23 protein-coding genes and 1 pseudogene are annotated in these 25,718 nt (G+C 58.8%); 14 read left to right on the forward strand and 10 right to left on the reverse strand.

The window, feature by feature from the left end:
• Nucleotides 1-15 precede the first annotated feature (15 nt).
• Complete coding sequence (locus tag AC2TAD_RS09385; RefSeq protein WP_480867336.1) at nucleotides 16-1,749, reverse strand: serine protease; 1,734 nt, start codon at nucleotides 1,747-1,749, stop codon at nucleotides 16-18.
• A 203-nt stretch (nucleotides 1,750-1,952) separates the two neighbouring features.
• Between AC2TAD_RS09385 and AC2TAD_RS09390 the strand changes: the two genes are divergently transcribed.
• Nucleotides 1,953-2,882 carry a glycine--tRNA ligase subunit alpha gene (locus tag AC2TAD_RS09390; RefSeq protein ID WP_170352797.1) on the forward strand — a complete coding sequence of 310 codons (930 nt, stop codon included), beginning with the start codon at nucleotides 1,953-1,955 and terminating at the stop codon, nucleotides 2,880-2,882.
• Between the two features lie 8 nt (nucleotides 2,883-2,890).
• On the opposite strand, the gene AC2TAD_RS09395 is transcribed toward AC2TAD_RS09390, so the two are convergent.
• A complete protein-coding gene (locus tag AC2TAD_RS09395; protein ID WP_480867338.1) occupies nucleotides 2,891-3,523 on the reverse strand; it encodes a MarC family protein in 633 nt (210 codons plus the stop codon).
• Between the two features lie 78 nt (nucleotides 3,524-3,601).
• On the opposite strand from AC2TAD_RS09395, the gene AC2TAD_RS09400 reads away from it, so the two are divergent.
• From AC2TAD_RS09400 to glmM, 9 genes are all read left to right on the forward strand, one after another.
• Nucleotides 3,602-4,123 (forward strand): DUF6446 family protein, encoded by a 522-nt coding sequence (locus AC2TAD_RS09400; RefSeq protein WP_480867340.1) that lies wholly within the window; start codon nucleotides 3,602-3,604, stop codon nucleotides 4,121-4,123.
• Nucleotides 4,124-4,127: 4 nt separating this feature from the next.
• Entirely contained in the window at nucleotides 4,128-5,342 is a 1,215-nt protein-coding gene (gene gltS / locus AC2TAD_RS09405) for a sodium/glutamate symporter (RefSeq protein ID WP_480867341.1), read from the forward strand.
• 9 nt (nucleotides 5,343-5,351) lie between these two features.
• Nucleotides 5,352-7,550 carry a glycine--tRNA ligase subunit beta gene (gene glyS / locus AC2TAD_RS09410; protein WP_480867342.1) on the forward strand — a complete coding sequence of 733 codons (2,199 nt, stop codon included), beginning with the start codon at nucleotides 5,352-5,354 and terminating at the stop codon, nucleotides 7,548-7,550.
• Nucleotides 7,551-7,614: 64 nt separating this feature from the next.
• Nucleotides 7,615-10,155 carry a putative PEP-binding protein gene (locus AC2TAD_RS09415; protein ID WP_480867343.1) on the forward strand — a complete coding sequence of 847 codons (2,541 nt, stop codon included), beginning with the start codon at nucleotides 7,615-7,617 and terminating at the stop codon, nucleotides 10,153-10,155.
• Nucleotides 10,156-10,343: 188 nt separating this feature from the next.
• A complete protein-coding gene (locus AC2TAD_RS09420; protein ID WP_170352802.1) occupies nucleotides 10,344-10,985 on the forward strand; it encodes a cell wall hydrolase in 642 nt (213 codons plus the stop codon).
• Nucleotides 10,986-11,058: 73 nt separating this feature from the next.
• Nucleotides 11,059-12,429, forward strand: a complete 1,371-nt coding sequence (locus AC2TAD_RS09425) for a multicopper oxidase family protein (protein ID WP_480867345.1) — start codon at nucleotides 11,059-11,061, stop codon at nucleotides 12,427-12,429.
• Between the two features lie 101 nt (nucleotides 12,430-12,530).
• Nucleotides 12,531-13,451 carry a dihydroneopterin aldolase gene (locus AC2TAD_RS09430; protein WP_353393198.1) on the forward strand — a complete coding sequence of 307 codons (921 nt, stop codon included), beginning with the start codon at nucleotides 12,531-12,533 and terminating at the stop codon, nucleotides 13,449-13,451.
• Nucleotides 13,448-14,446, forward strand: a complete 999-nt coding sequence (gene folP / locus AC2TAD_RS09435; protein WP_480867346.1) for a dihydropteroate synthase — start codon at nucleotides 13,448-13,450, stop codon at nucleotides 14,444-14,446. The genes AC2TAD_RS09430 and folP overlap by 4 nt, the downstream gene beginning before the upstream one ends.
• Nucleotides 14,447-14,481: 35 nt before the next feature.
• A complete protein-coding gene (glmM, locus tag AC2TAD_RS09440) occupies nucleotides 14,482-15,825 on the forward strand; it encodes a phosphoglucosamine mutase (RefSeq protein WP_480867348.1) in 1,344 nt (447 codons plus the stop codon).
• Here glmM and AC2TAD_RS09445 read toward each other — a convergent pair.
• Together AC2TAD_RS09445 and ilvC are read right to left on the reverse strand one after the other, a co-directional pair.
• Complete coding sequence (locus tag AC2TAD_RS09445) at nucleotides 15,822-16,724, reverse strand: DMT family transporter (protein WP_170750655.1); 903 nt, start codon at nucleotides 16,722-16,724, stop codon at nucleotides 15,822-15,824. The genes glmM and AC2TAD_RS09445 overlap by 4 nt on opposite strands.
• A gap of 66 nt (nucleotides 16,725-16,790) precedes the next feature.
• Complete coding sequence (ilvC, locus tag AC2TAD_RS09450; RefSeq protein ID WP_170352808.1) at nucleotides 16,791-17,813, reverse strand: ketol-acid reductoisomerase; 1,023 nt, start codon at nucleotides 17,811-17,813, stop codon at nucleotides 16,791-16,793.
• Nucleotides 17,814-17,946: 133 nt separating this feature from the next.
• Here ilvC and AC2TAD_RS09455 point away from each other — a divergent pair, with 133 nt between their 5' ends.
• Both AC2TAD_RS09455 and AC2TAD_RS09460 read left to right on the forward strand, forming a co-directional pair.
• Nucleotides 17,947-18,402 carry an Lrp/AsnC family transcriptional regulator gene (locus AC2TAD_RS09455; RefSeq protein ID WP_170352809.1) on the forward strand — a complete coding sequence of 152 codons (456 nt, stop codon included), beginning with the start codon at nucleotides 17,947-17,949 and terminating at the stop codon, nucleotides 18,400-18,402.
• Complete coding sequence (locus AC2TAD_RS09460; RefSeq protein WP_170352810.1) at nucleotides 18,399-18,857, forward strand: Lrp/AsnC family transcriptional regulator; 459 nt, start codon at nucleotides 18,399-18,401, stop codon at nucleotides 18,855-18,857. Before AC2TAD_RS09455 ends, AC2TAD_RS09460 begins: the two co-directional genes overlap by 4 nt.
• On the opposite strand, the gene AC2TAD_RS09465 is transcribed toward AC2TAD_RS09460, so the two are convergent.
• On the reverse strand, nucleotides 18,858-19,559 hold the full coding sequence (locus tag AC2TAD_RS09465) for a histidine utilization transcriptional repressor HutC (protein WP_170352811.1): 702 nt from the start codon (nucleotides 19,557-19,559) through the stop codon (nucleotides 18,858-18,860).
• A 230-nt stretch (nucleotides 19,560-19,789) separates the two neighbouring features.
• Here AC2TAD_RS09465 and AC2TAD_RS09470 point away from each other — a divergent pair, with 230 nt between their 5' ends.
• On the forward strand, nucleotides 19,790-20,917 hold the full coding sequence (locus tag AC2TAD_RS09470) for an aminotransferase class V-fold PLP-dependent enzyme (RefSeq protein WP_480867350.1): 1,128 nt from the start codon (nucleotides 19,790-19,792) through the stop codon (nucleotides 20,915-20,917).
• Between the two features lie 7 nt (nucleotides 20,918-20,924).
• On the opposite strand, the gene AC2TAD_RS09475 is transcribed toward AC2TAD_RS09470, so the two are convergent.
• From AC2TAD_RS09475 to AC2TAD_RS09485, 3 genes are all read right to left on the reverse strand, one after another.
• Entirely contained in the window at nucleotides 20,925-22,121 is a 1,197-nt protein-coding gene (locus tag AC2TAD_RS09475; protein ID WP_480867351.1) for a UbiH/UbiF family hydroxylase, read from the reverse strand.
• 73 nt (nucleotides 22,122-22,194) lie between these two features.
• Nucleotides 22,195-22,443, reverse strand: coding sequence for a hypothetical protein (locus AC2TAD_RS09480; protein WP_170352814.1), 249 nt, complete (start codon nucleotides 22,441-22,443; stop codon nucleotides 22,195-22,197).
• A gap of 86 nt (nucleotides 22,444-22,529) precedes the next feature.
• On the reverse strand, nucleotides 22,530-23,174 hold the full coding sequence (locus AC2TAD_RS09485; RefSeq protein ID WP_480867575.1) for a pyrimidine 5'-nucleotidase: 645 nt from the start codon (nucleotides 23,172-23,174) through the stop codon (nucleotides 22,530-22,532).
• Between the two features lie 101 nt (nucleotides 23,175-23,275).
• Between AC2TAD_RS09485 and AC2TAD_RS09490 the strand changes: the two genes are divergently transcribed.
• A complete protein-coding gene (locus AC2TAD_RS09490; protein WP_170352816.1) occupies nucleotides 23,276-23,923 on the forward strand; it encodes a GntR family transcriptional regulator in 648 nt (215 codons plus the stop codon).
• 3 nt (nucleotides 23,924-23,926) lie between these two features.
• Here AC2TAD_RS09490 and AC2TAD_RS09495 read toward each other — a convergent pair whose 3' ends face one another.
• Nucleotides 23,927-25,252: a glycosyltransferase gene (locus tag AC2TAD_RS09495; protein WP_480867577.1), complete on the reverse strand. Its 1,326-nt coding sequence runs from the start codon at nucleotides 25,250-25,252 to the stop codon at nucleotides 23,927-23,929.
• A 129-nt stretch (nucleotides 25,253-25,381) separates the two neighbouring features.
• A pseudogene (locus AC2TAD_RS09500) lies at nucleotides 25,382-25,618 on the reverse strand (GspE/PulE/PilB domain-containing protein); the annotation flags it as partial.
• Between the last annotated feature and the right edge of the window lie 100 nt (nucleotides 25,619-25,718).

Consider the following 25,718-nt stretch of genomic DNA (forward strand, 5'->3'; position numbering starts at 1 on the left):
TTGATTGAGGCGGGATCAGTCCCAACAGTGGACCAGCACCGTCATTCCGGTTGCCCGACGGTTCAGCTCGTTAGGTGTGATCTGAGAGGACGGTTGACCGGATACGCCGGATACGCCTGCTTTGTCCAAAATCTGGTTCAGGCTGGATACCGTCGCCGCCAGACTGACCGAAGCGGGCAGGGTGCGACCGTCGGATGGGGTCGGCAACAACATACCAACCACTTGACCGTTCCCGTCGAATACAGGGCCTCCGGCGTCACCGGGCTGAGCCGCGAGGGCTAGGCGCTTCACGCCTTCTTCCCCGTTCAGCCCGCGCACATCGGCGATCTGGCCGAAAGTCAGCGTGGGCGCGCCCAATGCGCCTTGGTACGAAAAGCCAGACACTGCTACTTCAGCCTGAATACGGGGGGCGATTGCGCTGAATTCAGCAACGCTCAGCGGGGCCAATGCGCTGCGCGGTTGCAGAACTGCGATACCTAGGTCGGAATCCCGCCAGGCGACCTGAAGTTCCTGATCTCCGTCCAGCGTCACGCGGGCGCAGCTGTCTGCCGCCTCGGCCACAGTAAGTACGGTGCCATTGGTGTCGGCAAAGAACCCGGACCGTGACAGGCGAGGCTTGCGTATCTGAAGGCCAGCCACAAGATCGATCCGCTGTTCAGCATCTGCGCCAGCCGCGGCGTCGAGAACGGCGTTGTTCGTTGCAAAGCTGGCTTTCATCGCGGCCAGTACCCGCATCCGCCGGGCGTCATCTCCATCAGGCCAAACCAGCGTGAAGCCCTTGATCTGCCCATTGTCCAGACGCGCCTCGGTATAGGAAACGACATCGTTTCCACGTCCTTCAAGGGTAAAGCTATTGCCACTTAGTTGACGCGGCCCTTCCAAAGGAACGATCTCAAGTGACTGCATGACTTCGTACAAAGCGCGCAGCGTGTTCTTGTCGCCGGTCTGGCTGATCAGCAGCGCCTTTGCGCCCAGATCGGTACTGTTCGTGAAATGCACGAATGGCGCCTCGTAGCGGTCAAACGAGACCACGCCCAACGGCAGATCCAGATCAATCCCCGCCTTCATATCCGAATGGCGCGCCATCCCGACGTTGATCAAAGGTGCGTTATAGGCGTCCATCAGGGCTGCGCGCTGTGCCGTGGTTAGAACGCCCGTCGCCTCGAAACCATTGAAACGCTGCCAATCGGCCATCGAACGCCGGGTGCCTTGCCCGAATGCGCCGTCGATTGTTGCGTTGTAGAAACCGGCGGCCTGCAAAGCGGTCTGCAGATTCCTGCGTTCCTGAGCCGTCAGACGGCGCTCTGATTGCAATGCCTGTGACCGTGTTTCGTCCGAGGCTTGCGGCGTCAGCCCGGCCACGGGCTGATCGGGCTGTTGTTCGACTGGTGGCGCTACAGTTTCCGGTTCTGACAGGGCCGCATCGGTGGGCCAGAACTGCTTCCCCAGAACGTTGGAGAACGTGATGTAACTGTCCGCGGGGATTTGCCCTTCGGAGCGGTAAACACTCAGAACCTGCTCGGCATCGCCGCGTAAATAAGGACCAATAACAATCGCATACCATCCAGAGTTCAAGCGAAAGCCGTTCACATCAGGTAATACTTCTGCGTACGCCCGCGCGCGCTCTTGTGCTGCGGCCAAAGTCGGGCGGGCTTCAACCTGAACCCAGACCCCAGTGTCTTGTTGCGCGAATGAGGCGCGAAGGCCGAAGAGAATTAGAAACAGAATTGCCGTAAATATGCGTGTCATTGTCTGCCCATGTCCGCAGTGTTTTTCTGCGCCGCAGACTACGCGATCAGGGGTGTGGATTGCCATGCCCCGAATACGGGGAATTTACAGTGTGGCCGCTCAGTGACAGGCGAGACCACTTGTGCCGTTGACGCCCCCCGGCCCCTTGCATAGGAAAGGAAAAACCCACCGGAACCGGCGCCCAAGCGTCCAAAGGGAATGTCATGACCGACCAGTCCAGTACACCTCGTTCTTTTCAAGAGATTATTCTGCGGCTTCAGACCTATTGGGCCTCGAAAGGCTGCGCGATCCTGCAGCCCTACGATATGGAGGTCGGTGCCGGCACCTTCCATCCGGCGACCACATTGCGCGCCTTGGGGTCCAAAGCTTGGGCAGCGGCCTACGTTCAACCTTCGCGCCGCCCGACCGACGGGCGATATGGAGAGAACCCCAATCGATTGCAGCACTACTATCAGTATCAGGTGTTGATCAAACCTAGCCCACCGGACCTGCAAGAGCTGTATCTGGGTTCGCTTGAGGCGATCGGTATCGACATGGAGCTGCACGACATCCGTTTTGTCGAGGATGACTGGGAAAGTCCCACCCTTGGGGCCTGGGGTCTGGGTTGGGAGGTTTGGTGCGACGGTATGGAAGTCAGCCAGTTCACCTATTTCCAACAGGTCGGCGGCCACGATTGCGCGCCTGTCTCGGGTGAGCTGACCTATGGGTTGGAGCGTCTGGCAATGTATGTGTTGGGCATCGACCATGTAATGGACATGCCCTTCAACGACCCTCAATCGCCCAGCCCGTTGAAATATGGCGATATCTTCAAACAGACCGAGGAAGAATACGCCCGCTGGAATTTTGACGTGGCCAACACCGAGGTCCTGCTGCGCCACTTTGAAGAGGCCGAGGCAGAATGCGCCACTATTCTGGCGCAAGAGCATGATGATCCAAAGACGGGCAAGCGCATCGTGATGGCGCATCCGGCTTATGATCAGTGCATCAAGGCCAGCCATATCTTCAACCTGTTGGACGCGCGTGGGGTGATTTCGGTCACCGAACGGCAGGCCTATATCGGGCGGGTGCGGGCGTTGGCCAAGCAATGCGCCGATGCGTTTGTCATGACCGAGGCTGCCGGGTACGAGGCTTGATGGCCAGATCACGCCAATCCGGGCAGCAAAACCTTGAGGCCATCGGCGATCATGCTGATGGCGATGGCCGACAGGATCATGCCCATGAAGCGGCTCATAATAACGCGCGCGTTTGCGGACAAGCGTTTGGCCAGCGCCGATGCGTTCCAGAAGGTAACGAACAGCAACAGCAGGACAACAAAAAATACGCCTGCATAAAGCATCGCATCCACTGGTTTGGTGATGTGATGAGCATAGAGGATCAGTGTCGTGATCGTGCCTGGCCCGACCAGAATCGGGAAGGCCAAGGGGTAGAACGCAACGGTGTCGGGTTCGGGGTAGGACTGTTTTTCATCCTCGGTCCCATGATGGGTCGTGCTTTGATTGCCGCTCAGCATGTTGAGGCCGATCATCAGAACGACCAGCCCACCCGCGACACGCAGGTCATCGACCGAAATGCCAAACAACCCCAACGCCTGATTGCCGATGGCTGCAAAGGCGCCACCAAGGATCAGGCAGTAGACCGTCACTTTCGCGGCCACCTTACGCTGATCGGCGGGGGACAACCCTTCGGTCACGCTGAGGAAAACGGGCAGGTTGGTGATCGGGTTCATGATCGCGAACAAAGCGCCGAAGAATCCGACGGTAAGGGTGGAGTCCATTCGATAAGCCTCGTATCAACCTGTTACGTGCCGGACCCTGTCCGATTTCCCGCGCATTTGAAAGGGGTTGCGTAAACAATGACCGGAAAACTGCTTGCTCTTCTGTTGCTTGGCTCGGCTGTTTTGGCCGGTGTGGGAATGTATTATCTTCAGGTCTATGGGTTTTACTACACGGTCGAACCGCAGCCGGGGCGGGATGTCAATCTGGTGGTCGTTGAGACCGATCAGCCAAAACCGATCACCTATTCTGCGTTTCAGGCAATTGATGCCGATAGCTCTCCGATCCGGTATCGAGCGTGTTTTGAAACCGATCTGAGCTTGGACCAGTTGTCAGGCTTCGTGGCGTTGGACAATGCCGAACCGTTGACCGCGCCAGGATGGTTCGACTGCTACAATGCCGTTGCCATCGCGGATGCGTTGAAGACCGGGCAGGCACAGGCATTCATGGGGCAAAAGAACATTCACTATGGCGTCGATCGTATCGTTGCAGTCTCACAGGACGGCAAGGGCTATGTTTGGCACGCGCTGAACAATTGCGGTGAAAAAGCCTATGACGGAACGGTCGTAGGCGAGGAATGCCCGCCGCGCCCGCAGGAGTGAAGCAATGATCCAGCAGATGTTGCAAGTTCCCGACTTTCTGACAGCTACGATGGGGTTTGCCGTTTATCTGATCGGGGCCGAGATCAACGCCCGTGTGGAGGTGCTGCGGCAGTTCAACATCCCCGAGCCCGTGACCGGAGGGTTGCTGGCCTCGGTCTTTCTGTTGGCGCTGTATCTGGTCTTCGGCATCGAGATGTCGTTCGGACTGGCTGCGCGCGATTTCCTGTTGGTTGTATTCTTTGCCGGAATTGGGCTGAACGCCAGACTTTCTGATTTGGTTGCTGGCGGTAAGCCGCTGTTTTTGCTTTTGATCCTGACGCTGATCACAATAGTTCTGCAAAACGGAATCGGCGCGGTTGGCGCAGCGATCTTCGGCTATCCGGTACAGGCCGGGGTCTTGTTCGGGTCGGCGGCATTGATTGGCGGGCATGGTACTGCCATCGCCTGGGCACCCGAGGTTGGCGCAGTGACCGGTTTGGAAGGTGCAACTGAACTGGGTGTTGCCGTGGCTACTCTGGGTCTTGTTCTGGCAGCTTTGGTCGGCGGTCCGATCGCGCGATTTCTGGTCGAGGGCAAGAACCTGACACCAGAACGTCCCGACGAAGAACATACGGTCGGTTTGCCCGACAAACCCACCGAGGCAGAGGCAAAGGTGGATCACCTGACCATCATGCGGGTGATGCTGTATCTGAACATCGCGATCGTTGCGGGGTACTTCCTGCACCAGGCGATCAGTGCGGCGGGGCTCAAGCTGCCTTTGTTCGTCCCCTGTCTGATCATGGGTATCGTCATTGCCAACTTACGCTCGGCGCTGTTTCCAAACGCGAATCCTGTTGCGCGTACGCCTTCGCTTGCTTTGCTTTCGGAATTCTCGCTGGGTGCGTTTCTGGCAATGTCATTGATGAGCCTGCAGTTATGGACGATCGCTGAGCTGGGGCTTGCGATTGTGGTGATCATGACGGCGCAGACGCTGCTGGCCGTTGTGTTTGTGATCTGGGTGCTGTTTCCGGTCATGGGTGGCAACTACCGGGCCGCTGTTCTGGCCGCCGGGTTCGGCGGGTTTGCCCTGGGTGCAACCCCCACAGCTATCGCGAATATGACCGCTGTCACCAAGCGATATGGCCCTTCGCCTATTGCCTTTATCGTGTTGCCCCTTGTATCCGCCTTCTTTGTGGATATTGCCAATGCCATCGTCATCCAGACGATCGTGAACTTCTAAGGACCGACCATGCCCGACCTGCTGATCGAACTGTTTTCCGAGGAAATCCCCGCCCGCATGCAAACCCGTGCCGGCGAAGATCTGAAAAAGCGGATCACCGATGGTTTGGTCGAGGCCGGTCTGACCTATGCCGGGGCTGCCGCTCTAACCACGCCGCGCCGCCTGACGTTGGCGATCGAGGGCCTGCTGGCGGAAAGCCCCACCATCCGAGAAGAACGCAAGGGCCCCAAGGTCGGCGCGCCCGACAAAGCGATCGAGGGCTTCCTGCGCGGTGCGGGACTGACGCGCGATCATTTGGAAGAGCGCGAAACGCCAAAAGGCGCGGTTTATTTCGCCACCATCGAAAAAGCGGGCCGTCCAGCGACCGAGATCGTGGCCGACGTGCTGGAGGCCACCATCCGTAACTTCCCCTGGCCCAAGTCGATGCGTTGGGGCAGCGGTCCGTTGCGCTGGGTTCGCCCTTTGCATTCAATCCTGTGCATCCTGTCGGATGAGACGGGCGCGCAGGTCGTACCGCTTGAGGTCGAGGGGATCAAATCCGGGGATACCACGGGGGGGCACCGTTTCATGGCCCCGGATCGGTTCTCGGCCACGTCCTTCGAAGACTACGCTGCCAAACTGAAACGCGCCTTTGTGGAACTAAACCCCGCGGATCGGGCCGAACATATCTGGAACGACGCACAGAACATGGCCTTTGCCGCCGGTCTGGAAGTTGTCGAGGACAAGGGCCTGCTGGCCGAGGTTGCGGGTCTGGTCGAATGGCCAGTGGTGCTAATGGGCAAGATCGACGACGAATTCCTGGACCTGCCGCCCGAGGTGCTTCAAACCTCGATGAAAGAGCATCAGAAGTTCTTTTCGGTGAAGAACCCCAAGACCGGTCGGATCGAACAATTCATAACCGTCGCCAACCGCGAGACCGCCGACAATGGCGCGACCATCCTGGCGGGGAACCAAAAGGTGCTGTCCGCCCGGCTGGCGGATGCGAAGTTCTTCTGGGAGAACGACCTGCGCATTGTCAAATCCGACGGGTTCGAGCCGTGGGTCGAGAAACTGAACTCGGTGACCTTCCACGCAGAACTGGGCTCGCAGGGCGAGCGGGTTCTGCGCATCGCCGCGCTGGCGCATGAACTGGCCTCTGCGACCGGTGCAACGCCAGCCTTGGCGATGATGGCGGCGCAAGGGTGCAAGGCGGACCTGTCATCCGAGATGGTGTTCGAATTCCCCGAATTGCAGGGCCTGATGGGCCGCTATTATGCCGATTCAGCCGAACTGCCTGCGGAAGTGGGGCAGGCAAGTGAGGAACATTACTCGCCGCTTGGCCCGTCGGATGATGTGCCGACCGCGCCGGTTTCCGTGGCTGTGGCGCTGGCCGACAAGCTGGACACGCTGACCGGATTCTGGGCGATTGACGAAAAGCCCACTGGCTCGAAAGACCCGTTTGCGCTGCGCCGTGCGGCGCTTGGGGTGATCCGGTTGATCCTCACCAACAATCTGCGCCTTTCGCTGAATGACACCTTCGCATCAGCATTGGGAAGCCTGCTGAAACTGCCCGAATGGCAGGCAGCCCTGCTGGAAGCCAAGGCGAAACAAGCCAAGGCCGAGGATGCCGAGGCCGCCGCGCAAGAGGTTCACGGGCTCGCGCATCAGGTCGAAGCCGCGACTGCGATTGTCACCAACGCCCCGGCGGACCTGCTGTCCTTCTTCCACGACCGCCTTAAGGTGTTCCTGCGTGATGAAGGCATCCGCCACGACATCATCGACGCCTGTATCGCGATGGACGGCAATGATGACCTCAACCTTTTGGTCAAACGCGCTCGTGCTCTGAACGCAGTGATCGCGACCGAGGATGGTGAGAATCTTGTTCAGGGCTTCAAGCGCGCCAACAACATTCTGACTCAGGCCGAGGAAAAAGATGGGGTCGAATATTCCTACGGTGCGGATGTGAAGTTTGCCGAGACCGACAGCGAAAAGGCGCTGTTTGCGGCGCTGGAAAACGCGCAGGGCCAGATCGAAGCCGCGCAGAAGGCCGAGGATTTCCCCGCTGCAATGACCGCCATGGCCGCACTGCGCGGTCCGGTGGATGCGTTCTTCGAAGATGTTCAGGTCAATACCGACAATGACATCCTGCGGCGCAACCGTCTGAACCTGCTCAGCCAGATCCGTCAGGTTTGCGCGCGCGTGGCGGACCTCAGCAAGATCGAAGGCTAAGCCAGATGGCCCTTGCGCCAATGGTGCAGGGGCTTATGCTGCGGTCAAACCAAAAGGTGCCGCAGTGCAGAATAACCCGCATACCACGCTGATCACATCCACCGCGCCTGTCACCACGGCGTCGCATGGTGGCCGCGCGAAATGTCTACAACGGCTTGTCCGTCTGGAATTACCGGTGCCGCGCACAGTGGCGTTATCCTTTGATGCTGTTCAGGCAATCGCCAAGGGACAGGTCCCTGATATCGACGCTATTCTTGAGCAGTTCGACCAATCGACACTGTTGTGCGTGCGACCCAGCTCCGAGGACCCTGATTGGGGCGGTCCAGGTGCGATCCTGAATATCGGAATGAATGATGCGCGATATGTGGACCTGTCGGATTCGATGGGCGTCGAGGCTGCGGCCGCCCTGTATCTGCGTTTCGTGCAAAGCTACGCGGTTCACGTCGCGCGGTTGGATGCAGACGTGTTCGATGATATCGACGCCGATGGGCGCGAAGGTCTGCAACAATCGCTGCGTGCCTACGAAGATGAAACGGACGAAACCTTTCCGCAGGATCGCGGCGAGCAACTTGTCGCCGTTTTACGGTCGATGGCACGAGCATGGGATGGGACTTCGGCACGCCTTCTGCGACAGGCTAAAGGTGCGCCTGTGGATGCCGGATTGGGCCTCGTCATTCAGGAGATGATCCCGGGTGTCGGTCAGGGTGAGTGCGGCTCGGGTGTTTTGCAATTGGTGGAACCTACGACTGGGATGCCTCAGTTGACCGGGCGATACCTGAGCCAGAGCCAGGGCCGTGATGCGTTGGGCGAGGGTGTTGCTGCGCTCTATCTGGAAAAGGATCCGCGCGGTAAGTCGCTCGAGGAAGTGGCGCCCGAAGCCTTTGCGGAACTCAAGGCGCATGCCGCGCTGATGCGGATCAAGCTGCGCGAGGAAATGCAGGTCGAATTCGTGATCGAAAACGGCCATGTCCACATTTTGGACGGTGTTCGCGTGCAACGCAGCGCGCGGGCCGCGATGCGGATTGCAGTGCGACTAGCCGAAGACGGTATCATTCCACCGCAAGAGGCGGTGATGCGGGTTGATCCGCATTCGCTGAACGAATTACTGCACCGTCAGGTCCACCCCGAGGCGAAGCGAGATGTTCTGACGACCGGAATCGCCGCCAGCCCCGGCGCCGCGACTGGCAAAATGGTGTTTACCGCCGCCGAAGCGCAGGCCAGCGCTGCTCGTGGAGAGCCGTGTATCCTGGTGCGACGTGAAACCGCGCCCGAGGATGTGCGCGGGATGCACGCGGCCGTCGCGGTTCTGACTGAAAAAGGCGGGATGACCAGTCACGCGGCCGTTATTGGTCGGGGTCTCGGTCTGCCTTGTATTGTCGGTGCGTCCGAGATGCGTTTTCAAACCAAGAAACGGATGTTGACTGCACCTGACGGACGTGTGTTTAAAACCGGAGACACACTGACTATCGATGGCAGTTCAGGGCAAGTCCTTGCTGGGAAACCTGCGATGCTGGAAGCGGCGTTGGATGATTGTTTTCAGACACTTATGGCCTGGGCCGACGCTGAGCGCGACATTGCCATTCGCGCGAACGCCGATACGCCTGCCGACGCGCAGACGGCGCGGAACTTTTTGGCGCAGGGCATTGGGCTGTGCCGGACCGAGCATATGTTCTTTGATCCCAGCCGCCTGATTGTCATGCGCGAGATGATCTTTGCGCAAACCTCATCGGGTCGCGAGGCGGTTCTGGAACGTCTATTGCCGATGCAGCGCGAGGATTTTGTCGAACTGTTCCGGATTATGGAAGGGCAGCCCGTCTGTATCCGCCTGTTCGACCCGCCTTTGCATGAATTCCTGCCCACCACACGCGGCGGTCAACGCGAATTGGCCGAAGCGCTGGACCTCCCGGTCTCGGATGTTGAACGTCGCGTGGCGGCGATGACGGAATACAACCCCATGTTGGGGCTGCGCGGTGTCCGCTTGGGTGTCACTGTGCCCGAGATTTATGACATGCAGGCCCGCGCGATCTTTGAGGCGACGATCGAAGCCAGCAAAAATGGCGAACCTGTCGTGCCCGAGGTGATGATCCCGCTGGTTTCCGCGAAACGCGAAGTTGAGCTGGTCAAATCGCGGATCGACTCTGTTGCGGCTTCGGTTGCGGCCGAGCGCGGGCAGGAATTCGAATACAGGTTGGGTGTGATGGTCGAAACACCGCGCGCCTGCCTGCGCGCAGATGAGATCGCGCCACAGACCTCGTTCTTGAGTTTCGGAACCAACGATCTGACCCAGATGACCTACGGGCTGTCGCGCGATGACGCGGGGCGGTTTATGTCCGCCTATGTCCGACAAGGTGTCTTTGCCGAAGATCCGTTCCATGTATTGGATGCGGACGGTGTTGGGGAACTGCTCAAGCTCGGGGCCGAGAGGGGGCGGCAATCGCAACCTAACGTGACCTTGTCTGTGTGCGGTGAACACGGTGGAAACCCCGAATCAATCGCCGTTTGTCGAGATCTGGGATTCGACTATGTCTCATGTTCTCCCTTCAGGGTGCCTGTGGCTCGGCTGGCTGCCGCTCAACTGGCGATTTCGTCCAGACTTGGGGGTTGACAGCCTTCTGAAACCCTAAGAATAGTAGGAAACAACAAGCTTCGCCGTGGGTTATTTTTGACGTAACGGCGATTTTCCACTTGCTTTTTTCGACAAAACTGGACGTTTCCGATTCAATTCGGTATGAGCCTCGTCGCGCCCGCCGGGGGAGGGTTTGGCGCATCATGTGCCTTTGCGAGGTTATCTGAATGCTACGTTACATAATGGCTGTTGCCACGATGGCAGCAACCGTGCTGCCAAGTGTTTCCGTCGCTGAGAGGGAAGCCACCGATACTGCAAAGCGTGAACTTGTGGCCCGGACTGAACTGCCCGGTCAAAACTTCCGCGAATACCTGAATTTGTTCAAGCCCCGAAAGGCGGCTGAACCACAAAAAATATCCTACTCAAAGAACTGGCTGGATCAACAGCCCAAGGCCACTGGGGACGAGCACTTCAAGTGCCTGGCCGAAGCACTGTACTTCGAGGCGCGTGGCGAAAGTGTGCGCGGACAGTTTGCCGTGGCCGAGGTCATCCTGAACCGAGTCGACAGCGGACGTTTTCCCGATACGCTGTGCGGAGTGATCAAGCAGGGGACAGGTAAGAAATACCAGTGCCAGTTCACCTATACCTGTGATGGCCGCAAGGAAGTAATCCGCGAGAAAAGAGCCTATGAACGTGTTTCGAAAGTCGCACGTGCGGCCATCGACGGTGACGTGCCTGCGTTGACCGAAGGTGCCACTCACTACCACACAACAGCCGTTCGGCCCTCTTGGGCGCGTGTCTATACGGAAACCGCACGGATCGGCGTGCACATTTTCTACCGGCACAAACATCGCACGGCGAGTAACTAACTGACGCACCCGCGCTGGAAGCTGAATGGCGCGGGGCGTTTTTTGATCTATGTTGCGTGCCAGGAGGCCCGCAATGTTTTTGAATCGTCGACAATTCCTGGGCGCGTCTGCCGCGCTATCTGCGTTTCCCAAAGTGGGTCTGGCCGCGTATCCTCAACTTGTGGCACGCGAAGCCGTGCAGCAGATCGCGCCGTCCGAGTTTCCGGAAACACCGGTTTGGAGCTTTGGCGGGACTGTACCCGGCACGGAAATCCGTGTGCCGCAGGGTGGGCGTGTGCAGCGCCAGCTCTCGAATGCTTTGCCTCAGGCCACGTCGGTTCACTGGCACGGCATCCGGATTGACAATGCGATGGACGGTGTGCCGGGCCTGACGCAGGACGTCATCGAGCCCGGATCCACGTTCGACTACGATTTCGCCGTGCCTGACGCCGGGACGTATTGGTATCATTCCCATAACCGCACAATCGAACAGGTGGCGCGTGGACTTTATGGCCCGCTGATCATCGAGGAATCCGATAAACCCGACGTGGATCGTGATCTGACGCTGATGCTGGATGACTGGCGGCTGGACGCTGAAACAGCCCAGATCACCAATGATTTCGACAACGGGCATGATCTCAGCCATGCCGGACGATTGGGCAATATCGTTACGGTCAACGGTCAGTTCGACCCTTCGTATAAAGTCAGAGCTTCCGAGCGTCTGCGCCTGCGCCTGATCAATGCATCCAACGCCCGAATATTTGATCTGGGCATAGATGGGCTGACCGGTTGGATCGTTGCGCTGGACGGTATGCCGCTGGAAACTCCGCTGGAGATAACCGATCGTTTCCCACTGGGTCCGGCGCAACGGGCAGACATGATCGTAGACGTGCGTGCCTCCGCGTCCGAGACCGCCAGCCTTGTGAGTTTTGAGCGGGACGGGGGCTTTGGCCTTGTGCGTTTTGATGTATCTGGCCCAGGCCGGGCGGTGCGAACCGGTATCGCGGCGCTACCACCCAATCCGCTGCCTGAAATCTCTGTCGAGGATACGCCTTTGCATCGGATGTCGATGCAAGGCGGCGCGATGCGTTGGTTAAGTTCAGCCAAACTGGGCGAGACCGAGTTGTCAGGACAGGAACTGGCGCAGCTGGGTCGTTTCTGGGCGCTGAACGGGTATGCCGAGCGCCCAAAGGATCCGTTTTTGGACGCGCGATTGGGCGAAACGCATCGGATTGAGTTTGCCAACGAAACCGCCTTTCCTCATGCGATGCACATGCACGGTCATCATTTTCGCATCGTTCTGTCGGATGGCAGCCTTGGTCCGTGGCGCGATACGGTTCTTTTGGGGCGCGGGCAATCGCGCCAGGTTGTTCTGGTTGCAGACAATCCGGGCAGCTGGCTGTTGCATTGTCACATGCTGGGTCATGCCGCATCGGGTATGATGAGTTGGTTCCGCGTGACCTGACGACGCATTCGATGGCTGGAAAGGCGTTTGTTGCGGTGCTATACGCGCCCGCAACGTCTAATTTGGGCAGATCAGTCCCAAAGCCCGAAAAGGTCCGAACCATGAGTTCTGAAATCCGCCTTGCCTTCGCGCATCCTTCGGAGCGTTCCGAGGCTACTGCGACCCGAGGTCCCTTGGATCGCATTTCGTTGCGGGATCATATTGTGGAGGTCGAGATCGGTGCCTTTCAGGCTGAACGCGGCACAACGCAGCGGGTTTGTTTTAACATTGTGGTTGAGGTGCGGCCACTGACAGACCCGATTGACGATGATGTTGACCGCATCTTGTCTTACGATCGTGTGACCGAGGCGATCGCCTTTGAACTGGCTGCTGAAAGGTTGAATCTTCTGGAAACACTGGCCGACCGGGTGGCAGAACGTATTTTGCTAGAGCCACAGGCTGTAAGGGCTTTTGTTCGCATCGAAAAACTGGATCGGGGTCCCGGTGCTCTGGGTGTCGAGATTGTGCGCGGTAAGGACGCAGTGCACCATGATGTGGTCGAAGAAGAACGCCCGCATCCCCGTCTGGTCTTTCTATCGAATGAGGCGATTGCGTCGGGCAACCTGACTGGATGGATCGATCAGTTGGAAAATCGTCAGCGCCCGCTGATCCTGTGTGTGGGTGCAGCTGACATGGCTGTTCCGCAAACGGGACATGCGATGACTCAACGCCGGATTGACTTGCTGGCGATCGAGCAAAACGCCTGGGTTCTGGCTGCACGGGATCACCGCTGCGTCGTCGTCTCGACGCGGACGGAATTGGATTGGGCGATGAAAAACGGGCAGATTTGCGTCTGGGCACCGTCCAAGATCGTTCTGGACGCGGTTGATGGCCCTTCGGCTGCGCCATCGGACGCCGTGGCGCTGGCGGCTTGGTTTGCAGCGACGTTCGAAGCCAGCGAGATGATGGTCATCGGTGGTGCGTTGCCGGGCGATCCTGAAACACCACTGCGAGCAATCTCTGTGGAGCAGGCGCAACTGTGACAACCTATTACCGTCCGCTGGTCCAGAACGGCGCGCGGCGTCCCGATGGCGCCGTGTCTTTGGCGGGGCAGGCGCTTTGGTTTACCCATGCGGAACGGCTGAGTCGCTCGGAATGCTCTTCTATTGTTTCGGCACAGGACATGCCCGACGATATCCTGGAACCTCTGTCCCATCCTCGCGCGCCGATAGCGGGGTTGGACATGAATCGGGCTCAGATCATGGGTATCCTCAATGCCACTCCGGACAGTTTCTCGGACGGTGGGATGCATAACTCAGTCCAGTCTGCACGCCGTGCGGCCGAACAGATGGTCGCGCAGGATGCGACGATCCTGGATATTGGTGGCGAATCTACCCGGCCCGGGGCCGCTTTCGTCCCGGAAGATGAAGAGATCGCCCGGACGGAGCCTCTGATCCAAGCGATCCGAGAACAAACGCAGGCACTGATCTCGATAGACACGCGCAAAGCGAGCGTTGCCAAAGCGGCGTGGCGGGCAGGCGCGGGGCTGATCAACGATGTCTCGGGCTTTACCTTCGATCCAGATCTGGCCCCGTTTTGTGCGCGGGTTGGCGCGCCGGTCTGTGTCATGCATATGCAGGGCGATCCCGCCACGATGCAGGATGAACCACGCTATGATGACGTGCTGCTGGACGTGTATGATTTTTTGGGCCAGCAGGTACAGAACCTCGAAGTCCTCGGGCTGCGTCGAGACCAAATCATCGTCGATCCCGGCATTGGTTTTGGTAAGACTGAGGCCCATAACCTGACGCTGCTGCGCAATCTCAGCCTGTTTCACGGGTTGGGCTGTCCGATACTACTGGGCGTATCGCGCAAGGGGTTCATCGGACAGATCGGCAAAGAGACGCGCAAGGACGCCCGTGCGCCGGGTTCGATTGCAGTCGGGTTGGCCGGTCTGGCACAAGGGGTGCAGATCCTGCGGGTTCACGACGTGGCTGAGACCGCTCAGGCCTTGCGTCTGTGGGCTGCCGTCCGGTAATCCGGTCGCAGGCAAGAAACGACGGAGACATATCAATGCGCAAGCTGTTCGGAACCGATGGGGTGCGGGGCACTGCCAATACTCATCCGATCACGGCCGAAATGGCCCTGCGCATTGGCGCAGCCGTAGGTCGGTATTTCCGTCGTGACCAGTCTGGCGCACATCGCGTCGTGATCGGCAAGGACACGCGTCTGTCAGGCTATATGCTGGAAAACGCGCTAACGGCGGGGCTGACTTCGACCGGTATGAACGTTTTGCTACTGGGGCCGGTTCCGACCCCTGCGGTCGGGTTGATGACCCGGTCGATGCGGGCGGATCTAGGCGTGATGATCTCGGCCAGCCACAACCCGGCCGAAGACAACGGGATCAAGTTTTTTGGCCCCGATGGGTTCAAGCTATCGGATCAGGCCGAGATTGAGATCGAGCGTCTGATTGAAGAAGGTGTCAAACCCGCTCAAGCTCAGAACATTGGCCGTGCGCGACGCGTTGATGATGCCCGCTTTCGATATGGCGAGCGAGTAAAGTCCTCTCTGTCCCGCGATCTGCGGCTGGACGGCCTCAAAGTGGTGGTCGATTGCGCCAATGGTGCGGCACACCGAACAGCCCCGGAAGTGTTGTGGGAATTGGGGGCGGACGTCATCCCTGTGGGGATTGCGCCAAACGGAAAGAACATCAACTTGAATTGCGGCTCGACCAAACCCCAGTTGGCGGCCGAGACTGTGGTGGCCCATGGCGCGGATGTCGGCATCTGCCTGGACGGCGACGCGGACCGTGTGGTGATGGTTGACGAACATGGCAAGGTGGCTGACGGCGACCAGTTGATGGCGCTGCTTGCTGGCAGTTGGTCAAAGGCGGGACGCTTGCAGGGCGGAGCGCTGGTTGCGACGGTTATGTCGAATCTGGGGCTGGAACGGCACTTGACCGCGTTGGGTCTGCGCCTTGAACGAACGGCGGTCGGCGACCGCTATGTTGTTGAGAGGATGCGTGAAGGCGGCTTCAACTTGGGCGGAGAACAATCGGGCCACATCGTCATGAGCGACTATGCCACCACGGGCGACGGGCTGATGGCCGGGCTGCATTTCCTGGCCGAGATGGTGCATTCGGGCCGTAAAGCTTCGGAATTGGCCGTACAGTTCGAGACGGTTCCGCAGCTGCTGAAGAATGTGCGCTATGGTGAAGGTCAAACTCCGCTGGAAGTCGCCAGCGTGCAGGCTGCCATTGCTGATGCCGAGGCGCGGCTCAACGGACAGGGCCGTTTGCTGATCCGTAAATCGGGGACGGAACCCTTGATCCGTGTGATGGCCGAGTGCGAGGATGACGCGCTTCTGGCGCAGGTCGTCGACGGCATCGTGGCCGAGGTCGAGGCTGTGGCTGGTTAACGCCCGATCAGCATCCGGCGCAGGCTGAACCATTGGCTGATGGCCAACCCGGTGAGGATCATGGCCAGCGCTATGAAGAATCTCAGTGGCAACGCCTCGGACAGAATCCACGCACCAAAGACCATCGACCAAATGGGCACCTGATAGTTGACCAGCGTCAGGAACACTGACCCCGCGCTGCGGATGATGGACACGCGTAAAAGGGTGGCAAAGGCGGTGGGTAGCAGACCAAGTGCGATGATTGCCAGGCCAGGGCGCGTGCCCTGCCATTGCGGGACGCCCTCGGTCAGTAGCATGACGGGCAACAATAAAACCGCCCCGACCATCAGCGACAACGCCGCCAACGCGACCGGATCAATCGGTGGACAACGTCGGGTGAAGATCGACGCGCAGGAATAGCAGAGTGCTGCCCCGATACAGGCCAGTTGCGCTAGGGGTTCAGCCCCTTGTCCGATCTGCGCCAGACCTGGGCCGATCAGCACCAAAGCCCCGGAAAAACCCAGCGATACGCCCAGAAATCTGCGCAGATTTAACGGCTCGTCCGAGAAGAAATGCGCCAGTGGCAATACCATTAGCGGGATCGCTGCCATCGACAGCCCTGCAAAGGCCGAAGGTACATATTGCTGCCCCCAACTCAGCAGCAGAAAGGGCAACGCGGTCGATAACAGGCCGATGATCGCAATAAAGAACCACAGCCTGGCATCGCCCGCAGGCAGTTTGCGACCGGTCAAAGCCATCATTGCCAACAAAGTGACTGCCCCCAAAGTGGTTCGCGCGGTTGCAACCGTGACGGGGCCGTACCCTTCCAACGCCATAGACACGACCATGAAGGTGCCACCCCATATCAGGCCAAGTGCGATGACGCCGCTCCAGTCGCGGGATGTGGGTTGATCGACCATGCGCGGCCTCCGATTGGGACAAAAAAGGCGACCCGAAGGCCGCCCTTTCGCGTGATCCCGTGGGGATCAGTTCTTTTCTTTGTCGACCATTTTGCCGGCCGAGATCCAGGGCATCATAGCGCGCAGTTTTGCACCGGTTTCCTCGATCATATGCTCGTCATTGGCGCGGCGCGACGCTTTGATGGTCGGCTGGCCTACGGCGTTTTCCAGCATGAAGTCGCGAACGAATTTACCCTGTTGGATGTCGTTCAGAACTTCTTTCATACGCGCTTTGGTCTCGTCGTATTTCAGGATGCGCGGGCCGGTGACGTACTGGCCGTACTCAGCCGTGTTCGAGATCGAGTAATCCATGTTCGCGATGCCGCCTTCATAGATCAGGTCCACGATCAACTTCACTTCGTGCAGACACTCGAAATAGGCCATCTCGGGCGCGTAACCGGCTTCGACCAGAGTTTCAAAGCCGCAGCGGATCAGTTCGACCAGACCACCGCACAGAACGGCCTGCTCACCGAACAGGTCGGTTTCGCATTCTTCGCGGAAGTTGGTCTCGATGATGCCCGAGCGACCGCCGCCGATGGCCGAGCAATAGGACAGACCGATTTCCAGGGCCTTGCCGGTTTCGTCTTTGTCGACGGCTACCAGACAGGGCACGCCGCCGCCTTTGACGTATTCGCCGCGCACGGTGTGGCCGGGCCCTTTGGGGGCCATCATAATGACGTCGACGCCTTCTTTCGGCTCAATCAGTCCAAAGTGGACGTTCAGGCCGTGGGCGAACGCGATGGCCGCGCCGGGCTTGATGTTGTCATGCACGTATTTCTTGTAGGTTTCGGCCTGCAGTTCATCGGGCATGGTGAACATGATCAGGTCACACCAGGCGGCGGCTTCGGCGATACCCATCACGGTAAGACCTTCGGCTTCGGCTTTCTTGGCCGAGGCCGAGCCTTCGCGCAGCGCCACAACAAGGTTCTTCGCACCCGAGTCGCGCAGGTTCAGCGCGTGGGCGTGGCCCTGCGAGCCATAGCCCAGGATTGCCACTTTCTTGTCTTTGATCAGGTTGATGTCGCAATCGCGATCGTAATAGACGCGCATGTCGCCGGTCCTTTCTGTTTTCGATTGCGGATGGTTCTACTGGCTTGCGATGGGGAATGCGATGGCATTTTTCTTGAAATTCTCACACTCAGATGAGAATTTATTCGTATTCAGTCAGATAATGGAAAAAATCATGCTCGACGATATTGACCGGCGTCTTCTGCGTCATTTGCAGGCGGACCCCAGTCTGGCGACTTCGGAATTGGCCGAGCGAAGCCGGATCAGCGCCAGCCTCTGCTGGCGACGTCTGGAAAAAATGCACGAGGCCGGGATAATTCAAGGGCAAGAGGCCGTGATCGACTGGGCCGCGCTTGGATATGCAGTTGAAGTGTCTTTGCGGGTTACTCTGGACAAGACGCAATCCCGCGCCTTTGATGAATTCACTGCGGCAGCTCGAGGTGTGGCAGAGGTCATCGAGATACAGACCTTTCTGGGGCGCGTTGATGTACGGCTCTCGGTTCTGGCGCGGGACATGTCGCATTACCAGCAGGTCTATCGGGAACAGATTCTGACGCTGCCGCATATCGCGGATATTGAAGCGCTGATGCATATAGCGCGCGTCAAAAGTGATCTGGTGTTGCCGGTATGATTGAACTGGACGAACTTGACCGCAAAATCCTGCGGGCACTGGTGCAGGATGCCGGTCAGAGCGCCGGAGCCCTGGGGCGAAAGCTGGGCCTGTCTCAGCCAGCGACGTGGCGCCGCATTAGACGACTGGAGCAGGCCGGTGTGATCAAGGGGCGTCGGCTACGCCTGAACGCCGAAGCCCTTGGGTTCGGGGTTACGGTTTTTCTTGGGGTAAAGCTGGCTCGGAAAGGGCAAATCAGCTTGGAAGACTTCGAACGTGCCGTCAGCGCCATCCCCGAAGTGCAAACGGTCGAGCATGTGCTGGGGCTTTACGACTATCGCCTTCGAGTTGTCGCGCGCGATCTTGCCGATTTCGAACGCGTGCTGCGTCGCCGTATCATGACTCTGCCGGGCGCCGGGGATGTCGAGGCCAACGTTCTGCTCAGCGAAGAAAGGTTGCCGGGTCCGATTGGCTGATCAGTATTTGGTACGGATGCAATAGCCGGGATGATGCGTCATGCGCGCAAAAGTCATCGGTTGACCATCTCGCCATGTCGTACGCTCAAGCTGTATCATTGACGCCCCGGTCGTGGTCCCCATGAATTCGGCAAGGCGACCATCCGCCGAGACGGCGCAAAAGGCGACCTCGGCCTCGGTAAACGGGGCGGCCTTCAACAGCCATTCATGCGGGCCATGCTCATTCAGGTCTGCAAACTCGACCTCTGGTACCGCGGCGATATTGATCCAGCGTTCCTCTAGCTGAAAGGGACGGTTGTCGGCGTAATGCATACAGATCACGTGCAGAACGCGTGCATCGTGAGCCACGCTCATTTGCGATGCCAGCCAACCCGGGCTATCGACCACGTTTCGTTCTACCAGCGAATACCTGTAAGTGGAGTTTTGTCTTTCGACCGTTTGGCGGGCCAGTGAAAACTCCAGTTTGGCATGTTTGCTGGGTTCTTTCTTAACCCGCGTTCCGCTTTTGCGCTTGCGCTCTACAAAGCCTTGATCGGCCAGTTCTCGCAACGCGCGGTTGACGGTCGCGCGCGCGCAGTTGAATTCCTCGGCAAGCTGCGTTTCGGTGGGCAGCAACGCTCCCTGCGGCCAGATGCGGGTTTCTATCCTCCGCTTCACCTCGTCCCGAACAACTTGAAAACTGATCCGCTTAGGCGCCGTCACGTTAGGAAATACCTTTCTTCCGTAAAGTGAATGTATCTGGTCAGAAACACGTATGAGTGTAAAGAGCTGGTGACACTAATTGGCGTCATTTATTGATCTATTGCCACCCAAAAAAGTAAATTTTTTGTTGAAGTTACTGGGTTCCCTTGGGTCAATTTTGAAGGTTACATTGCCGCTGATCCGAACTGGCCCAACTGGTTGGTCAGCTGGTTTATTTGAAAGGAACACTCATGGCAGCGCTTTTGGACACAGTTGACCCAGATGGGTTTGAAGAGTTTTCAGTGGTATTCACCGATCGTTCGCTGAACCATATGTCGGCTAAGTTTCAACGGGTCATGCTGGATATTTCTGACATGCTGAGGAACGTCTACAATGCAGATGGTGTGGCTGTCATACCCGGCGGCGGCACCTATGGGATGGAGGCTGTCGCGCGGCAGTTTGCCCGCAACGCCAATGTGGTCGTCGTACGTAACGGCTGGTTCTCGTATCGCTGGAGCCAGATCATCGAGGCCGGAGGGTTGACGGCTTCGGCCACCGTGCTCAAGGCGCGGCAAACCGGGAATTCCAGCCCATCCCCTTTCGCACCTGCACCGATAGACGAGGTTGTGGCGACCATTCGTGATCAACGCCCGGATGTGGTTTTTGCCCCGCATGTGGAAACCTCGGCGGGGGTTATTCTGCCGGACGATTATGTGAAGGCCATGGCTGAGGCGGCGCATGAGGTCGGTGCTTTGATGGTGCTTGATTGCATCGCTTCTGGGTGTGCTTGGGTCGATATGAAAGCGACGGGCGTGGATGTATTGATCTCGGCTCCGCAAAAAGGATGGAGCGCGTCGCCCTGTGCCGGTCTGGTTATGCTGTCAGAGCGCGCCGAGGCGCGACTGGAGGAAACAAGTTCTGACAGTTTTGCCGTGGACCTCAAGAAATGGCGGCAGATCATGCAAGCGTATGAGGCGGGCGGGCACGCCTATCACGCCACCATGCCCACCGATGCGCTGAAGGAATTCCGCGACACGATGGTCGAGACCCGCGACTATGGGTTTGAAAAACTGCGCGAGGCTCAGTGGGCACTAGGAAATGGTGTTCGGGCGATGCTGAAGGACAAGGGCCTTGTCTCGGTCGCGGTTGATGGGTTCGGAGCGCCGGGCGTTGTTGTCAGCTACACTGACGATGCCGAAGTGCAGAACGGCAAGAAATTTGCGGCTTTGGGGATGCAGATTGCGGCGGGCGTGCCCCTGCAGTGTGATGAGCCCGAGGGGTTCAGTACTTTCCGTCTGGGCTTGTTCGGGCTGGACAAGCTCTATGATGTGGATGGCACGATCGCGCGTTTGAAGCGGGTGCTGGATCAGGTGATCTAGGTGCTGATCAGCGCACACCCAGGCCCATCTGCATAAGCGTCTTGCGCACCGGCGGCAGGGAATAAAGCGCATTCAACCCCATCGCCCGCGCATCACGCAGCGGTCGTGCCTCGATCATCGAGGCGCGGTTAAGTAGATCGATGCCTTTAACACGCATCTCTATCTCGGCGTGGCGGGACTTGTGATAGGCGTCCAGCATCTGCGCGTCGCCCAGCCCCTCGGGGCGGGCTGTCGCGAGATCCAACAGGCTGCGCAGATCACCCAGTGACATGTTCAATCCTTGCGCGCCGATGGGTGGCACCACATGGGCGGCCTCGGCCATCAGGGCGATGCGTTCGCCCGACAGACGCTCGGCCGATTGGCTGATGATCGGCCAGATCGTCCGGCGCGAAGCCAGTTTCAACTGCCCGAACAATCCGCACGAACGCTCGGTCATCAGCGCCTCGAACGCGTCGGGATCAGAGTTCAGTAATTCAGCTGCGCGCGGCCCACGCTCCATCCACACAATCGCTGACGAAGGCTGACCCTGCCAGTCGGGCAGGGGGACTAGCGTGAACGGCCCGCCCGAGCGGTGGATCTCGGTCGAGACATTTTCGTGCGGGACTGGATGCCTGACGGCAAAGGCCAGCGCCTTTTGGCCATAGCGGGTGGTGTGGACACCGATCCCCGCCGCCTCGCGCATGGGGGAGCTGCGCCCGTCTGCGGCGACCACTAGCTTGCATCGGATGCGGCTGCCGTCGCTCAGGCCCACGCGCGCCTCATTGGTGCGAGTGAACAGGCTGACCGTGCCAGTGCCGGGACGGAAATCCACGTTGGGCAGTTCGGCCAAACGCGCCACCATCTCGCGCCGCAGCAACCAGTTGGGCAGGTTCCACCCGAAGGGCTGGTCGGAGATATCGGCGGCGTTGAAATCACGCACGACGCGAGGTTCGGGCAAATCTCCGCCCGCGTCCACGATGCGCATGATCTGCAGCGGGGCTGCATGCTCGTCCAGCCGCGCCCAAAGCCCGCATTGATCCAAAAGACCGTGCGCCGGTTGCAGAAAGGCCGTGGTCCGCATGTCGGAGCCATCCACATCGCGTTCCGTCACCGGAGTGGTGGGGTCGACGCAGATCACGTCGAACCCGGCTGTTCCGAATGCCGCCGCAGCGGTCAACCCGGCGATTCCGCCGCCGGAAATCAGGATGTCACAGCTATCTGTCATGGGCTTGGCCTCCGTTTGGGCAGAACCTAGTGCGGTTCCACGCGGCGTGCCAAGTGACATCCTGTCCCGTATGTCACCCGCGTGAAATCAGGATGAGGATCAGGAACATCACCGGCACCATCATCACGGCAGGGATGTAGAGACCCGGCAGGCCGAATAGCAGGATGGAACACCCCCACATGCTGAAGATCGCCAGGGCTGTATAACCCCAATCGTCGCCGTCGCTCTGGGCGACGTCCTTGGCCATCCAGCCAAACAGGGGAATTGCAAACAACAGGCGCTGCCAGATGGGCAGGCGCCGAGGGGCCTCGATCGCGCTCATGGGTTTCTCGATTCTGTTCGTCGCTGAGGCGCATATAGGGGCGATGCTGCACCCGCGAAATACACAGATGGTCGCAGTGTGACAGCCTATCGCAGGCGGGCCAGAAATGACGTCAGGTCGTCGGTGTGGTGGTGGATGTGATCGGCCCTGTGCGGCTCGGGCGCGACGTGGACAGTGCGCATTCCCATCGCATGCGGAGCGGCCAGATTGCGTGGGTCATCTTCGAACATGGCAGCCTTTTGAGCGTCGATTCCGTCTTTGGTAAAGATCGCCTCGAACGCGGCCTGTTCGGGCTTGGGGCGATAGCCCGCATGTTCTACCCCGTAGATCGCATCGAACAATCCGCTGAGGCCGCGCGCTGCCAAAACGCGCTCGGCATAAGGTGCGCTGCCGTTGGTATAGACGATCCGGCGGCCGGGCAGGGACCGAATGTGATCAGCCAGCTCGGCGTCGGGGTCCATATGGCTTAGGTCAACTTGATGAACCGCGTGCAGGTAAGGGTCGGGGTCCAGATCATGCTCGGCCATCAACCCGGCCAGCGTGGTGCCGTATGCGCGCCAGTAGTGCGACCGCAGCCGATCCGCCTCAGCCCGGTCGACGCCGATGGCCTGCACCACGTAGTCGGTCATCAGCACCTCGATCTGATCAAACAGGCGCATGTGAGGCGGGTAAAGCGTATTGTCCAGATCGAACACCCATTGGGTGACGTGGGAAAAGGCGGGTTTGACCATGGGGTTGGGTTTAGGGCGTGGCGAGTTGGTTTTCAATGCCGCACTTGATCCGAAGGGCCGGAGGCGGATAGACATGTTCGAACCAGGAGATGAACCACCCGATGCCACAATCCAGACAGCCGTCCAAAGACGCCTATAGCCTGATACTCGAAGCGATTGATGTGGGCGTTTACAAGCCTGGCGACCGGCTGGTGGAAAGCGAGCTTGCCGAACGGTTTGGCGTGTCGCGCACCCCCATCCGTGAGGCATTGCAGCGGCTAGAGACGCAATCGCTATTGGAACGGGACGGGCGTTCGCTGATCGTAGCTTCGCTGGACCATAACCAGATGGCTGAACTTTATGTGGTGCGACGCGAGTTGGAAGGGCTGGCCGCAAGCCTGGCCGCCAAGCATGCGACCGAAGAGGAAATCCGGGTACTACAGGATATGGTCGCCGCCGATGATGCGCTGGTCGATGACCCCACCGCGCTGTCGCGCGCCAACCGTCGGTTTCATGAGCAAATCCATTTGGCCTCGCATAACCGCTATCTGGTGCAGCAGTTGGACCTGGTGCATCGCACTATGGCGTTGATGGCAACGACCTCGCTGGCTGTTCGCGGGCGTGGAGAGATTGCCCAAAGTGAACACAAGGCAATCGTCGAGGCTATCGCTGCACGCGACGAAGAGGCCGCCGCACGCGCGTTGAAGGAACATATCTCGGTCGCCTTCATGACTCGTCTGAAACAGGATGCCGTTCGGCGTGAAGCCTAAGCGTCAGGGCAGTTTCACGTCTTCTCCGGCCTGTCCGTGCTGTGTTTTGTCCCAGAAGAAAGGATTGCTGACCAACTCCCACAGGGCTTTGTAGGCCGCCAGAACGCCCAGCGGAAAATACAAGGGCATGGTGGGAACCCAGGGCAGCAGAAAACGTCTTTCCTTGGCTGCTACAGCCAGATTGCCGACGACCAGATTGGTGATCTCGGCGGCGACGAAAAGACGAATAAGACCGAAAATGACATTGTTTGACAGGATCTGATCCAGCGGGCCGGGCTGACCAAGGGTTGTCAGCCAGAACAACCACAGGACCGGGGCCAGTAGAAACTGTCCAACTGTACCCAGAAAAAACGCCTGCACGCCCAGAAACCGTTTTAACCCCAGATCATTAAGCAGGCGCAACGGCGCGCGCATGTGCACAAGATAAGTGACCATGAACCCCTTGAGCCAGCGCGACCTTTGCTTGACCCAGGGCCAGGCGCGGAAATTCGCTTCTTCAAACGTGGTGGTGTCGACCATCTCGGTCCGGTATCCAGCGCGGCTGAGCCTTACCCCAAGGTCGGCATCCTCGGTGACGTTGTGTGCGTCCCACCCACCCAGTTCGACCAGCTTGTCGCGTCGAAAGAAAAAGGTTGTGCCCCCCAACGGAACGACCAGACCCATGCGGGCAATTCCTTGCAATATGACGCGGAACCAGCTGCTGTACTCGATCGTAAAACAGCGCGAGCGCCAGTTTGTTCTGGGATTATAATAATCCAGTACGCCCTGAACGCAGACTACGTCCTCGTCCATGCGCGCGAATGTGGAAACGACGCGTTCAAGTTGATCGGGCTGCGGTGCATCTTCGGCGTCCCAAACCCCCAAGATATCACCTCTGCAAAAATCCAGCGCGTAGTTCATGGCGCGAGGCTTTGTCGTCAGCCCGTTCAATGCGGGGACTTCAACTATCCGGATCCAACTGGGCAGGTCGACACTGGAAAGCGCAGTACGCGTGACCTCGTCGGATTCCTCTAGCACAAGAATGACGTCCAGCAGCGCTTTGGGATAGGTCAGACGATGCAACCGTCTGATCAGAGCGTTAGCGATTTCGCGCTCCTTGTACAGAGGGACTAGGATCGAGACGCACGGCCGTTTGCCAACTGACGTATGTTTGTCGTCAATGTCGTGGTCGTTTTGAGGTTTCGTTAGAAAGGCTATCAATCCCGCGACGCGAAGCACCATGAACAAGATTAGCGAGAGCGTCGCTAAGGTGACTAGAAGTGCTAATCCACTAGAGGGGAAGACTGTGAACAGGAACGCAATGGTGATCACGCCGACAACAGGCCTCATCCGCGCGTTTAGCGTCCATGAACGGCAGCTTTGTTCAGCGGGGACACGAACCTCTGCGGCGTGTGCAAGGTGGCTTGAATGTACACGAGCGATTTCCCGGTCAATGTGTTCGGCCGGCGCTAGGACAGGTATTACGGTGTAATCTGTGTTTTTGAATGCAGCGCGTACCGTATCAAAATGGTCGGGCCGAGATGTCGCTATCAAAAGGATCGGACCAACGTGTTTCCATGGGACGACATTGTTCTGTAGCCAGAAATCCACGGGTTTCAGGCGGCACGCGTCACTTTCCGCGGGAAAAAGATCCAAATCCGCGATTTGCAGCCCGGACTGTTCCGCCAGTGCATGTAGGACAACCTGCCTGTCCACCCAACCTTCGCCAACCAGTATTTCGCCCAGTGGAGCGTTCTGCCGGGTCTGAAGGTGCTACGCTTTTTCCAACTGATTGTGGGTAATCAACCCACGATCC

Source organism: Ruegeria sp. HKCCD7628 (assembly GCF_057221005.1).